The following is a 13,401-nucleotide window of genomic DNA, read 5'->3' on the forward strand; positions in this document are numbered from 1 at the left end:
GGCCGGAACAGAAATGATCCCATATCAGAAAAAAAGCCCCGGAATCTCTTCAGAGGCCTTTAAGCATTCCCCATGAATCAAGAAAGCAACTAAATCTTACCAATGATTTCGTTGGCCTTTTCTTTCATCTTTGGTCCCTTGAGCTTTAAGAGCTGCTGAATATCCGCTTCGATGGCTGATGCCGTATCTGGCCTTGCCGCCTTGAGCTTAGCGAATTGCTCATTGATCGTAGATTCAGCAGAGCCGACTTCGTCCCCTTTAGCAACGTCCCCGAGAGTCTTCTTCAGCGCCATATCCGCTGAGTAATCGACGTCGACAGTGTTGCCAGACGACGCAGGGCCACCACACCCAGATGCAAAACAGAGGCAGACGATCAAAGCAATGACGGGGGTTTTCATAGGGACTCTCCAGATGTTGAGCAGTAGAAACCAATAGGACACATCTCGAAATCGCAGAGATGATTTCTCGATATGTGCATAACTACGCAAGAGTTCACAATCCGACTGTGGGAATCAGGCCGGGTGCCGATCGCATTTGTGTCCGAGACGCTGACAGCTGCCCGGATGAATATTTTCACTAACGAAGTGAATGCTACTATCCGCCCTCATCAACTCGACGTCCCATTTGTGAGACGATTCCGAGTGGCACAAATACCGCAATGGAGTATGTCGCCGTTCCTGCTCCAACTGCAGACGGATACCTCCAGTTCGACTAAAGACGCAGTTTTGCTGAATCCGCAAAACCACCCACTGAACACCTCTATTATTGCTTATGTATTTATGTCTGCAATGTACTTTGGCTGTTTTGAGATATTGCTTTCCGTTTTACAACGGGCTTCCTGACAGACAATCAACAAAAAAAGCCCCCAAGAGAACTATCTCTCGGGGGCTTGCTGTACTCACGTTCTGAATATCTATTTCGCCAAGGCGGTTTTGACTTCGCCGACGATCTCGGTGAAGACTTCTGGATACATGGCAGCCAGATCGCTGAGTGATTTGCGGTTCAGCGTGATCTCGGCTTTGGTCAGGCCATTGATGAATTCCGAGTAACGCAGGCCGTGCATTTTGCAGGCGGCGGTCAGACGGATAATCCAGAGCTGACGGAAAGAGCGTTTCTTGGCGCGGCGGTCGCGGAAGGCATACTGCCAGGCACGATCCCGGGTTTCTTTGGCTGCGGCTACAATTTTCTTGCGTGCGCCGTAAGCACCTTTGACGTCACGATATAAGCGTTTTTTCTTCTTCTTAGCCGGGACGTTTGTTTTGACACGCATGGCACACCTGAATTTTCTGAATCAACACGTCTGAAACAGACGGACTAGTCGAATAAGGCAAATTGAACAGCGATGAAAAAAAATCAATCGCCAAGGCCCCTGTGAGAGTCCCTGGCGACGTCTAGAAGCAACTAGCGACCAGCAGGACGCAGGCACTCGAGGATGTGCTTGGCTTGTTTGCCGGTGATGCAGCCATCGATCCGCAGTTGTGACTTGCGTTCACCACGGCGATGACCGAACTTGTGACCACGGTTGGCTTTACGGTGAATAGCCTTACCTGTTGCGGTGATTTTGAACCGCTTGCTCATCGCTTTGTGTGTTTTGAGTTTCGGCATGGAACCGTACTTTCACTCGTCTGTTGGCTGGCTGGCTGGCTGATCTGCAACGTGATTGAGATCACGACAATGCGGACCGTTTCCGAAAGCGCCGACTTGCGTGGCGGGGGAAAGTCGGAGATTATAAGTGAGCCTGTGGCGAATTTTCCAGTCTGCAGGGCTACTGAGTCAAAAAAATCCACGGTTCGGAGCGGGATTGGCTTCCCGGCAGGGTTTGGCGGGGGTGAAATCTGGGGTGAGGGGGCGTTTGATGGGCGATTGAATGCGTGTTAGTGCCTATTACTCGCCGTCATCCGCTCTTCTGGCGCCTTCGCCGATTAAGAAAGAAGGAATGCGAATGTGAGCTTTGGGCAATTCGCAGAGGTCCCTCATCCGTCAGCACTGTGTTAAGTAAACACCTAAGGTGTTGAGCTGCCACCTTCTCCCGGGGGGAGAAGGAACTAGATAGCAGCAGCCTCAATTAGGCTTTGGGGGTGAGGATAGCGGTCATGCTTTTGCCGCCTTCCATGGAGGGGGCTTTCTCGATTTTCGCGATGTCTTCCAGTTGCTGGATGATAGCGTTGAGAATGTCTCGACCCAGGTCGTGGTGAGCGTTTTCACGACCTTTGAACATGATGTGCAGCTTGACTTTGTCTTTGCCTTCGAGGAAGTCGCGGGCTCTTTTGGTCTTGAAATCGATATCGTGCTCGCCGGTTTTGGGGCGGAGACGGATTTCCTTGATCTGGATCTGGTGCTGCTTGGTGTTCTTGGCAGTCTTCTTTTTCTGCTCGTATTTGAACTTGCCGTAATCCATGATTCGACAGACGGGGGGACGAACATTCGGAGCGACTTCAACGAGATCCAGGCCTGATTCAACAGCGACGGTAATCGCTTCTCGGGTGGGGATCACTCCCAGCATTTCGCCATTCTGATTCACCACTCTGACGGGTGTGACGCGAATTTGATCGTTGATACGGTGAGTCGTTTCGATGTTTGTTCTCCTGGAATCATGGAAATAAAGTGTCGATGTGGTCGACAACGTCTGGCTCAAACAAAAAGAGCTACGAGATATAAGACAGGGGGTTGACACCCCCCGCTCGCCTTCTGATTTCTAGTTCGCATCCTATCTTGTACACCTGAGTCCGAGCTTCGTCAATCATGACCGGCAGAAAGTTCTCTTGGACGTGCAAAAAGAGTTCCCTGAGGGTTGAAAACACGCCCGGTACTTTACTTTTTGCCAGCGTTTACACGTTCAGGTGTTGGAGGAGCTTTGGAGATGCCGAGTTTCGTCAGGCGGTCCTGGATCTCGTCTTTGGAGTGGGGCACTTTGGAGCGGATCTCGATGGCTTTTTGTCCCCTGAAGACTCCCGGCTGCGCGAGGAACATCGACCGCCCCTCGACGATGACTTTGACGCCGCTGGCGACTTCGTGGTCGGTCATGATGACGTCGCCGACGTCGAGGCCGTAGACTTCGCTGGCGGTCAGTTTGGTGCTGGCAAGTTCGATCACCATTTCGACAGCCGCGTGGGCGACGTTGGTTTCCAGGTGAACCCTTTGGAGCGGATCGAGCGTTTTTTGTGTGTAGGACGACCAGGTATCGGACGAGAGCTTGCCCGAGAGAGGTTCGATTGTGTTATACGGAATACACAGATTCATGACGCCACGGACGTCGCCCATTGTGATCTCGAAACTGATCAGGACGATGACTTCGTTTGGCGGGACGATCTGAACCAGCTGAGGGTTACTTTCGATCTGCGTGACGTTCAGATCGAGGTCGCAGATTTTGCTCCAGGTATTATTCAGACTCTGGATGGCGAGCTTGGTGATTCGCGAGACAAGCTTGAGCTCGATGTCAGTCAGAGGGCGATTGAGGAGCGTGTTGGAAGCGGATTTGCCGCCGCCCATCAAGCGATCAATGATCGGGAAGATGATCGAGGGATTCAGGTCGAGAATGATGTGGCCATCAAGCCCTTTGGAAAACAGGAGATTGAAGCAGGTCGGGTTTTCCAGACTGAAGACAAACTCGCTGTAGGTCAGCTGGTCGACGCTGATCAGCTTGACTTCGATGATCGAGCGGAGCATTCCACTCAGTGACGCGCCGAATTCCCGGCTGAAACCATCATGAAGAGCCTGGAAGGCTCGCATCTGATCTTTACTGACACGCTCTGGGCGTTTGAAGTCATAAACGCTGATTTGGCGACCGAAATCCTGCATGCGCGGGGTAGCAGGCGCATGCGAACTCCCACCCTGCCCTCCCGAGGGATCCAGGGCCGCCAGCAGCGACTCAACTTCATTCTGGCTTAAGACTTCAGCCAATTCACGCATCCTTGCCGAGACGTCGGATCGACGGAACCCGAGCGATCACACTTCCTTATATCGGAAGTTGGCACGATCGGGGAAGATGAAACTTTGGGAGAAGAGAACGGAAGAGGTTGGAACGCAGAGCACGCGGAGGGGAGCAGAGGTCGCGGAGGAGAATTTTTAACGCGAGGGCGCTAAGACGCAACGAAAAAGAGATTGGGAAAAATGTAGTGATTCTCTCTGCAACGTCATTCCTCATGCATAAGGAGACTGACAGATGGAAATGAAGACACAGGGAGTTGACACTCCCCGCTCGCCTAAGAACGGGTTTGGCCGTTGCCTTGGAGGATGTATTTGTAGCTGGTGAGTTCGGTGAGGCCGCAGGGGCCTCGGGCGTGGAATTTGTCGGTGCTGATGCCGATTTCGGCGCCCAGTCCGATTTCGCCGCCGTCGTTGAAGCGGGTGCTGGCGTTGACGACGACGGCGGCGGAGTCGACTTTGGCGGTGAATTCCGTTGCGGCTGCGAGGTCGTTGGTCAGGATGGCGTCGGTGTGATGGGAGCCGTATTCTTCGATGTGGGCGATCGCATCCGCCAAGCCTGAGACGACTTTGATGGACATGATGAGGGCGGTGTATTCGGTGCGGTAGTCTTCTTCGGTGGCGGCTTTTATTGCTGGAACGAGAGAGCGGCTTTTCTCGCAGCCACGGAGTTCGACGCCGGCTTTGCTGAGTTCAGCCGCGATTTTCGGGAGGTAGTTGTCGGCGATCGAGGCGTCGATCAGGAGACTTTCGGCGGCATTGCAGACGCCGGGGCGTTGGCATTTGGCGTTGAGAATGATCGGGGTGGCTTTTTCGAGATCGGCGGCTGTGTGGACGTAGATGTGGCAGACGCCGTCGAAGTGTTTGATGACGGGCATGGTGGCCTCGGCGGCGACACGTTCGATGAGCGACTTGCCGCCACGGGGGATCGTGACGTCGATTTTGCCCCGCATTTTCAAGAGGTGGCCGACGGCTTCGCGGTCGGTGGTTTCGACCAGTTGGACGGCGTGCTCAGGAAGGCCAACTTCGCGGAGAGCATCCCGCAGGAGGCTGTAGAACGCGAGATTGGTGTGGATGGCTTCTTTACCGCCACGGAGGATGACGGCGTTGCCGCTTTTCACGCAGAGAGCAGCAGCGTCCATGGTGACGTTGGGGCGTGATTCGTAGATGAAGAAGACGACGCCGAGGGGGACGCGGACTTTGGTAACGACGAGGCCGTTGGGGCGGACGCTGGAATCGATGACTTCGCCGATCGGGTCGCGAAGCATGATGATTTCTTCGAGGGCCTGGGCGATAGCATTCAGTCGCGCTGGGTTGATCGTCAGGCGGTCGATCATGGCGGAGGACAGGCCGTATTCGGGGGCTTTCTGCAGGTCGAGCTGATTGGTTTTGAGAAGGTCAGATTCTCGCTCGGCGAGGAGGCGGATGCAGGCTTTCAGCCAGGCGGTTTTCTGGTCGCCTCGGATAATGCGGAGGTCGCGCGAGGCGAGGACGGCCTGATGGGCGAGTTGGGTGGTGTAGGATTGGAGGTTTTGCATGATGAGTTGGATGCTGAAGTGGGGATCGAGATTCGAGAGTGGTGGTCAACTTTGGGTTACACTGCTGGGCAAGCCAGCAGTGGCACACGGGCTGGGCGTGGTGATAATGAGGCTGGTTATTGGATTAGGGTTCGGAGAGAAAAGGAGAAGTGGGGCTTTGGCGTACTCGGAGTGGCTGTATTGATTGGATGCACAAGACACAGGGGGTTGACACCCCCCGCTCGCCTTCGGAGGTTAGATGCCGCCTAGGACGGTGGCTTTGCCGACGCGGCCGATGCCGAGGAAGTAGGCAGCTAAGCGGAGGGAGATCTTTTTCTGGGTGGCGATTTCCCAGATTTTTTCGAAGCTTTCGGTCATGATGCGGTCCATTTCGCGTCGGGTGCGGTCGAGTTCCCACTTGAAGTATTGCTGGTTCTGGACCCATTCGAAGTAACTGACGGTGACGCCGCCTGCGTTCACAAGGATGTCGGGCATGACGATGATGCCTTTGGATTCGAAGTAGCGATCGGCTTCGGGAGTCGTCGGGTTATTGGCGGCTTCGATGATGTACTTGGCGCGGACGTCTTTCATGTTGTCGGCTTTGAGGACGCCGCCGAGCGCTGCGGGGACGAGGAAGTCCGCATCGATCGCGAGGAGCGACCTGTTATCGAGGGGTTCGCTTTCGGGATAGCCGGCGATGCTGCCGTTCTGCTGGGCGTATTCCCAGAGTTTCGGGATGTTGAGGCCTTCGTAGCTGACGACTCCGCCGTAGGCATCAGAGACAGCGATGACTTTGACCTGCTGGTCATAGAGGTATCGAGCGAGATAGGAACCGACGTTTCCGAAGCCCTGGATGGCGACGGTTTGTAACTTCGGATCGATTTTCTGCTTGGCCATCAGCTGCATCATCATCAGGCCGACGCCTCGGCCGGTGGCTTCGTCGCGACCTTCGGCACCGTGGAGTTCGGTCGGCTTGCCGGTGACACAGGCGGGATTGAAGCCATGGAACTTCTGATACTGGTTCATAATCCAGGCCATAACCTGAGCGTTCGTCCCCATATCAGGAGCGGGGATGTCTTTATCGGGCCCGATGACATCGTGAATGGCATCGACGAAGCGTCGCGTCAGACGCTCCAACTCGCCGGGGCTGAGCTTCTTCTCATTGACCTGAATCCCTCCTTTGGCGCCGCCGAAGGGGATATTGACGACGGAGGTCTTCCACGTCATCAAGGTCGCGAGGGCGAGGACTTCATCCTGATCGACTTCATGGTGATAACGAAGGCCACCTTTATAAGGTCCACGGGCCTGATCATGCTGAGTCCGGAAGCCGATGTAGGTGGCGATCTCGCCGTTATCCATTTCGATGGCGACCTGGACTTTGACTTCGCGCTCGGGTGTGAGGAGAAGTCGCTGCATATTATCGGACAGTCCCATGAGTCGGGCAGACTGGTCGAAATAGTATTCCGCGGTTTCGTAGGCGCTCATACTGGCTGACTTTCGTGGGCTTACCATTCGTGGATCGTGTCATTTCCCGCGCTAACGTCCTGTGCGAGGTTCATTACCGAGCATAACGATCGAATGCGTTTGTGAAAATCCATCAATGAGCGGGGGCTGGTGCGTATTCATGATCTGGAGGTCATTCGCGTTGCTGGAGGATGCCTAGTCCGTGATATTCAAATTGTCACATTACGCGGATCATGAGAGGGCCAGCCAGATGTTTAATAGCATATTTTCTCAATTAGAGTGAACCGTAGTATTGAATTTCGTCTTCATGGAAGCTAACTATAGTTGTTTCAACTAGAGTCAGCATCCAATGATTAGCAGTGGCTGCTGATAATAACACACGCAAAGGAAAGGCGCTGTCAGATGGAACAAACACTGGAGAGCATGTCACTGTCCGAGATTAAACAAATCTTGCGCAACCGGGAAAACCAAGTCGAGTCACTGAAGCGTCGCCGCGACAAACTGACTGCACAGCTTCAGGAAGTCGAAGAAGAGATCGCATCGCTGGAAGGTACGATGGGCGTCGAGCGACGTGGCGTACGTGCCCGCAATGAAAAGAGCCTGAATGAGCACGTTCAGGAAGCATTGAAGAAGAGCAAGAAGGGCCTGACCCTCAATGAACTGTCCGAAGCCGTCAAAGCAGCTGGCTATCAATCCAACAGCCTCAACTTCAAAAACGTTCTTTACCAAAACCTTTACAACGCAACCAATATCTCACGCGATGAGAACTCGGGCAAATACACGCTGTCTGCCAGCTAATACATGATTAAGTTCATCAAAGGGAAGCCAAGTCATGGCTTCCCTTTTTTATGTAACAGCCCAAAAAACTGCACAAATGAATCACATCACCTAATGTCCCTATCCGCTAGAATTCTGACCTTTAAGTGCAGGCCTGCCGCGAAAGAAACTGGGACGACATCCGGAGGGAAACAAACGGAACTTTCTGATTTCCGGGCCCGTGATGTGAGTTGGATTGTATTCGAATTGCAAAAGCTGTAATGTGTGAATTGACAGTATGTTGCTGCTGGAGTCAAAGCAGCCTGACCGCAAGGATTTGCAGACGCAGGATGGCCGTCGTTGAAATCGGACTTCACTTCCTCCATCGCCGAAGATCAGAGGCTGGTTGAAGCTACGCTCCCGTCGTTTTTGCCGCTGGACGGGTCTCCTGATGTGTTACTAGACGCCATGCATTACTCGCTGATGGCGGGAGGCAAGCGCCTGCGACCGCTGCTGGTACTCATGGCCTGCCGGGCCTGCAGGGGAAATCCTGACGATGCGATGCCAGCCGCCTGTGCTGTGGAAATGGTGCATACTTATTCGCTGATCCATGATGATCTCCCGGCGATGGATGACGATGATCTGCGACGCGGGAAGCCAACTAGTCATAAAGTCTACGGGGAAGCCAATGCGATTTTAGCGGGTGATGCCCTGCTGACACTGGCGTTTGAAGTGCTGGCGACCCGAATTCATCCGCCTGCCGTCGCGGCGAAGTGTTGTGCGTCGCTGGCTTATGGAGCAGGTCCACAGGGGATGGTGGCTGGACAGGTGCTGGACCTGGAGGCAGAGACCGATCATGCAAAATCAGTTGCGCAATTAGAAAATATTCATCGCCGAAAGACGGGGGCATTGATTGTCGCGTCTTTGGAAATGGGCGGATTGATCGCCGATGCCAGTGATGAACAGTTGAAACATCTGAAGAAATACGGTCAATTGATAGGTTTGGCGTTTCAGATTGTGGATGACATTCTCGACTGTACCGGTGATGCGGAAGTGGTCGGGAAGAACGTTCGCAAGGACGCTGCGTCGGGAAAAGCCACCTATCCGGAACTGCTCGGACTTGAGGAAAGCCGTCGACACGCCAACAATTTGGTCCATCAGGCATGTGACGAGTTACAGATCTTCGGATCTGGCGCTCAGGAACTTTCTGATCTCGCCAGATATCTTATTGAAAGAGACCGCTAATGAGCTTTGAACTACTCCCTATGATCAGCTCCCCTGCGGAACTCAAGTCGCTGTCTGATGAACAGTTGAAGAAGCTCGCGAGTGAAATTCGCGAAGCCCTCTGTGGACTCGTGGAGACGCGGTCTGCTCACTTTGCCAGTAACCTGGGCGTGGTCGAGCTATGTATTGCGCTGCATTTGGTTTACGACTTCAAGAAGGATCGCCTGATCTGGGACACTGGCCACCAGATTTATCCGCATAAGCTTATTACCGGGCGTTTCCATCAATTCCAAACGATCCGCCAGAAAGGCGGATTGATGGGGTATCCGAATCCGCATGAGTCGGACTATGACCTCTTTATGACCGGTCACGCCGGGGCAAGTGTTTCGACGGTCCTGGGTCTGCAGACAGCTGATGACCTGCTGTTTGATGACGGTCGACGTTCGGTGGCGGTGATTGGTGATGGTGCCCTCCCCTCGGGTGTCGTCTTCGAAGCGATGAACAATGCGGCTGGGCTGAATAAAGACATTCTGGTCATTCTTAACGACAACAAGATGGGCATTTGTCCTCGCGTTGGTGGGCTGGCTGAGTATCTGGATAAAGCGCGGGTGGCTCCGTTTTATAATGGGCTCAAGCGGGATATCTCGTGGGTCCTCAATAAGGTTCCGTTTGGCGATTCTGTGGAATCAGGATTGAGCCAGCTGAAGGACTCTCTCAAGACGCTGTTGCATGGCGGGATGCTGTTTGAAGAGATGGGCTTCCGCTATATCGGGCCGGTCGATGGTCACAATCTGACCGAGTTGACCAAGTACCTGAAGATGGTCAAAGACGTCAAAGGCCCGACGCTGCTGCACGTCTTTACGGACAAGGGGCACGGGTTTGCTCCTGCAATTCAGGACCCGGTCAAGTTCCATGCTCCGCCGATCATCAGCCGAAGTGCTGGCGGTCAGGTGACGGTAAAGTCCTCTTCGAGCAAGGCTTATACAGATGTTGTCTCGGATGCGATTCATGATGAAATGACGGCGGATGAGAAGGTCGTTTGCATCACGGCGGCGATGTGCGAAGGGAATAAACTGGGACAGGTTCGTGCGGACTTCCCATCGCGTTTCTTCGATACGGGGATCTGCGAAGGTCATGCCGTTGCGTTTGCTGCGGGGATGGCGAAGTCTGGGTTGAAGCCGATCGTCGATATTTACAGTACGTTCCTGCAACGCAGCTTTGACCACATTTTCCAGGAGGTGTCGCTGCAGGATCTGCCGGTGGTGTTTTGCCTGGATCGTGGCGGAGTGGCTGGGCCAGACGGGCCGACGCACCATGGGGTGTTTGACAATTCGTACATGCGAATTTTCCCGAACATCATTGTTGCTGCTCCCGGAGATGAAGCGGACGTCAAGCCGATGCTTAACTATGCTCTCAACGCAAAGCATTCGGTCTCGATGCGGTATCCGAAAGCTGGAGCAGAGACGGTTCAGCGTCGCCCTGCCCTGATTGAAGAAGGCAAGTCAGAGATCATTCGCTGGGGGAAAGACGGGACATTCGTCGCGTTTGGCGGGTTGCTGGCGGACTGCGTGCGTGCCTCTGACAAGCTGGCTGAAGAAGGACTGGATATCGGCGTCATCAATGCCCGCTTCCTGCGTCCACTGGATACCGAAGTCATCTTCCGCGCGATTACCGAGACGCCGTTTGTGATCACGGTCGAAGAGAATACGCTGGTCGGCGGATTCGGATCTGCGGTCCTGGAAGCCGCCAATGATGCGGGTCTGAATACGCAGACGATTCGACGTCTGGGAATTCCTGACCGGTATGTCGAACACGGCGAGCGTCATGAACTACTGGGCGATCTGGGCCTGGATGCAGAAGGCTTCATCGTGGCGGCCCGCGAGATGGCAGAGAAGTCTCGGCTGTTGATGTTGCAGTAAGAGAACGATGAAGACTGGACCGCAGAGTTCGCCGAGAGTAGCACAGAGCACGGAGAAGAAGTGGTGATCAATACTGTTCGAAGCTGCCGAGTGGCTTTTGCGTTTGTCCTGGCGTTGTCGTTTGTGAGTTCGGTGGCGAATGGTCAGGCGATTACGCTGACGGAGTCAGATGACCCTGCGCGGATTATTTCCAATCGGATTTCGTTTGCCGCTGATGGGACGCTGAAAGCACCGGATCTGGGTGACAAAGCCATTGCGCTGCCTTTGAAAGTGGCTGCACAGGCCAATTATTTCGCGCGACGACTTCCTTCTGCGGGACGTGATGAGCGGGCCTATCGGAATCTTCGCTCCTACGATCACACGTCGGTGACGATTACGGTCGGGGATCGTAAAACGCAGACGACACTGCCCAAGGTGATGAATAAGATCGTCGCAGAAGGTCGACGCGAAGGCCTTCTTTATTACTCGCCCGAATATGTGATGTCGCGCAATCACCTGGACCTGCTGAGCGTGCCGGGAGATCCTCTGGCGATTCTGCCACTGCTGCCAAAGACGTCTGTAGAGCTGAATCAGGAGTGGCCTGTCGATACCTGGGCCATTGCGATGCTGACGGGAATGGAAGCGATTGTTGACTCGAAGCTGGTGTGTCAGCTGACGGCTGTGGATGAGAAGACTGCGACGATCAAGTTTCAAGGGACTGCAGAAGGTGCAATCGCGGGAGCGAAGTCGAAGGTGGTTGTTTCGGGAACAGCCACGTTTGACCGCGTGAATAACCTGCTGTCAAAGGTCGAATTCAACCAGCAGGAGAACCGGGCGATCGGCGTCGCCAGTCCGGGAATGGAAGTCGGGTCGAAGACATTGATCGAGCGTTCGCTGGCGAGTGTCCGTGAGGATCTGACAAATGAGCTGCTGGACAGTATCCCGCTGGATCCGGGTACGAAGTCACAGCTGCTGCACTTCCAGCCGACGAACTGGAAGCTGCGATTCTTTCATGATCGCAACTGGTATCTATTCCAGGAAACGCCCCAGGTGGTGGTGCTGCGGCTGATGGTGGATGGGGGACTGGTTTCGCAGTGCAATGTCGCGACGATCGCGAAAGTGGCGCCGGGAGAACATACGTCTGGCGAACTATTCCAGGCGGATATTCAGAAGTCGCTGGGCGAGCGTCTGAAACAGATCGTTTCGGCTGAGGAAGTCTCGAATAAGGATGGCTATTACATTTATCGCGTGGTGGCACAGGGGTCTGCAAATAATCTGGAGATGCTGTGGAACTACTACCTGGTGACGGCTCCTGATGGGCGACAGGTATCGTTGGTGTTTGCGGTGGAGCCGACGCGGGCTCAGCTGCTAGAGAATCGGGATTTGAGCATTGTGCAGTCGATTCAGTTTCTGGGAGAGTAAGAATCCCTGAGAGACTGGAACGCAGAGAGAACAGAGTGAAGCAGAGGTCGCGGAGGGGATGGGACGGAATAATTGGAATAAGTGGTAGGGTTGAGACTTTCGGACGGGAGTCTTGTTGAGTCGGTCACGCGGAATTGTGGAGAGTGAGCTAGGGTTGGGGAGTGTGCATTATCGCGCACTTTCATTCCAACGGAAGTGGATTCACCTGTGCCTGCTCATTTGATCAATATTCTCATTCTGGCGGGCGCGACGCTTGGCATCAGTGGCCTGAGCTTTTTGGCAGGGATGCTGTTTGAGAAGTGGTATCTGGCGTCCGCATTGAAGCGGGCCTCGAAAAAGCTGTCGAAGATGGTGGATCTGGTCGCGGGTCGGACGGACGCTGCGAAGATCGCGTGTCAGCAGCTTGCGAAGTTTGATGCCAAAGGCTTTACGACGTGTCAGATCGAGCGATTGACGAAGACACAACGGGAGTTAGCGTCGGTCTTCGAGAGTCTTTTGAATCGGGAGATCCTGGAATCGAGTCGTGTGTTGCCGGCGATGAAGGCTCCGATTGAGCCATTGAGCTGGCAATTAATGCCGAGTGATTCGCGGAGCGGGCTGCCTGATTTTTCGTGTTGTGAAGTGAATCTGGAACAGGTTATTGGTCACGTCGATCGAGGGATGTCGGCGAGTCTGCTGTTGGTGCAGGTGGATAAATTCGAACAGCTGACGAAGCGTCACGGGTCGGAAGAAGCGTCGAATCTGCTGAAGAATTTTGGGCGTCTGCTGATTGGGTCTGCTCGTCAGCAGGATGTTGTTTGTCAGTGCAGCGATGATCTGCTGATGGTGTTGATGGTGCATTCCGACGCTCAGACGTCGCGTGAGACGGCGGATGCGATCCGGCATGCCGTGAGAAAACAGAGGTTTCGGCTGCAGGATTCGCAGTTGGAAATCTTGATGACGGCGAGTTTCGGGGCAGCGGTTTTGAAATCAGGGGATGATGCGAAGCTGGCGCTCGATCGGGCGCATGCGGCGCTGTCGGAATCGCGTCGACATGGGCGGAATCAGTTGCATTTGCATGATGGGTCGCGGGCGCTGCTTTGCCATGCGGGGTAGATAATAGAAATTGGTAATTGGAAATTAGGAATTGGCCGATCGGCTTCGCGAGGATGCTTCTTCAGGCCAATTCCCAATTTCCAATTTCTAATTCCCTCTCT

Annotated in this window: 12 protein-coding genes; 5 read left to right on the plus strand and 7 right to left on the minus strand. The window is 54.1% G+C overall.

Translation table 11 applies throughout. From position 1 onward, the window contains the following. Nucleotides 1-89: 89 nt before the first annotated feature. From SH248x_RS12115 to SH248x_RS12145, 7 genes are all read right to left on the minus strand, one after another. Nucleotides 90-398, minus strand: a complete 309-nt coding sequence (locus tag SH248x_RS12115; RefSeq protein ID WP_459554537.1) for a hypothetical protein — start codon at nucleotides 396-398, stop codon at nucleotides 90-92. A 515-nt stretch (nucleotides 399-913) separates the two neighbouring features. Further along, nucleotides 914-1,270, minus strand: a complete 357-nt coding sequence (rplT, locus tag SH248x_RS12120; protein WP_459554538.1) for a 50S ribosomal protein L20 — start codon at nucleotides 1,268-1,270, stop codon at nucleotides 914-916. Between the two features lie 131 nt (nucleotides 1,271-1,401). Next, nucleotides 1,402-1,605 carry a large ribosomal subunit protein bL35 gene (gene rpmI, locus SH248x_RS12125; protein ID WP_459554539.1) on the minus strand — a complete coding sequence of 68 codons (204 nt, stop codon included), beginning with the start codon at nucleotides 1,603-1,605 and terminating at the stop codon, nucleotides 1,402-1,404. Between the two features lie 460 nt (nucleotides 1,606-2,065). Then, nucleotides 2,066-2,623 carry a translation initiation factor IF-3 gene (gene infC, locus SH248x_RS12130; RefSeq protein ID WP_459554540.1) on the minus strand — a complete coding sequence of 186 codons (558 nt, stop codon included), beginning with the start codon at nucleotides 2,621-2,623 and terminating at the stop codon, nucleotides 2,066-2,068. Between the two features lie 188 nt (nucleotides 2,624-2,811). Continuing rightward, on the minus strand, nucleotides 2,812-3,900 hold the full coding sequence (fliM, locus tag SH248x_RS12135) for a flagellar motor switch protein FliM (protein WP_459554541.1): 1,089 nt from the start codon (nucleotides 3,898-3,900) through the stop codon (nucleotides 2,812-2,814). Nucleotides 3,901-4,202: 302 nt separating this feature from the next. After that, complete coding sequence (locus SH248x_RS12140; protein WP_459554542.1) at nucleotides 4,203-5,462, minus strand: gamma-glutamyl-phosphate reductase; 1,260 nt, start codon at nucleotides 5,460-5,462, stop codon at nucleotides 4,203-4,205. Nucleotides 5,463-5,696: 234 nt separating this feature from the next. Further along, entirely contained in the window at nucleotides 5,697-6,926 is a 1,230-nt protein-coding gene (locus tag SH248x_RS12145) for a Glu/Leu/Phe/Val family dehydrogenase (RefSeq protein ID WP_459554543.1), read from the minus strand. 381 nt (nucleotides 6,927-7,307) lie between these two features. On the opposite strand from SH248x_RS12145, the gene SH248x_RS12150 reads away from it, so the two are divergent. The 5 genes from SH248x_RS12150 (at nucleotide 7,308) to SH248x_RS12170 (ending at nucleotide 13,300) form a co-directional block, all read left to right on the plus strand. Then, on the plus strand, nucleotides 7,308-7,703 hold the full coding sequence (locus tag SH248x_RS12150; RefSeq protein WP_459554544.1) for a MerR family transcriptional regulator: 396 nt from the start codon (nucleotides 7,308-7,310) through the stop codon (nucleotides 7,701-7,703). Nucleotides 7,704-8,021: 318 nt separating this feature from the next. After that, nucleotides 8,022-8,906 carry a polyprenyl synthetase family protein gene (locus SH248x_RS12155; RefSeq protein ID WP_459554545.1) on the plus strand — a complete coding sequence of 295 codons (885 nt, stop codon included), beginning with the start codon at nucleotides 8,022-8,024 and terminating at the stop codon, nucleotides 8,904-8,906. After that, the gene (dxs, locus tag SH248x_RS12160) at nucleotides 8,906-10,804 is read left to right on the plus strand and encodes a 1-deoxy-D-xylulose-5-phosphate synthase (protein WP_459554546.1); all 1,899 of its coding nucleotides are present in this window, start codon (nucleotides 8,906-8,908) and stop codon (nucleotides 10,802-10,804) included. The genes SH248x_RS12155 and dxs overlap by 1 nt, the downstream gene beginning before the upstream one ends. A 63-nt stretch (nucleotides 10,805-10,867) precedes the next feature. Continuing rightward, nucleotides 10,868-12,205, plus strand: coding sequence for a hypothetical protein (locus SH248x_RS12165; RefSeq protein WP_459554547.1), 1,338 nt, complete (start codon nucleotides 10,868-10,870; stop codon nucleotides 12,203-12,205). A gap of 207 nt (nucleotides 12,206-12,412) precedes the next feature. After that, nucleotides 12,413-13,300, plus strand: a complete 888-nt coding sequence (locus SH248x_RS12170) for a GGDEF domain-containing protein (protein WP_459554548.1) — start codon at nucleotides 12,413-12,415, stop codon at nucleotides 13,298-13,300. The last annotated feature ends 101 nt before the right edge of the window (nucleotides 13,301-13,401 follow it).

The sequence above is a fragment of the Lacunimicrobium album genome (assembly GCF_052161635.1).
Lineage (GTDB): Bacteria > Planctomycetota > Planctomycetia > Planctomycetales > Planctomycetaceae > SXPC01.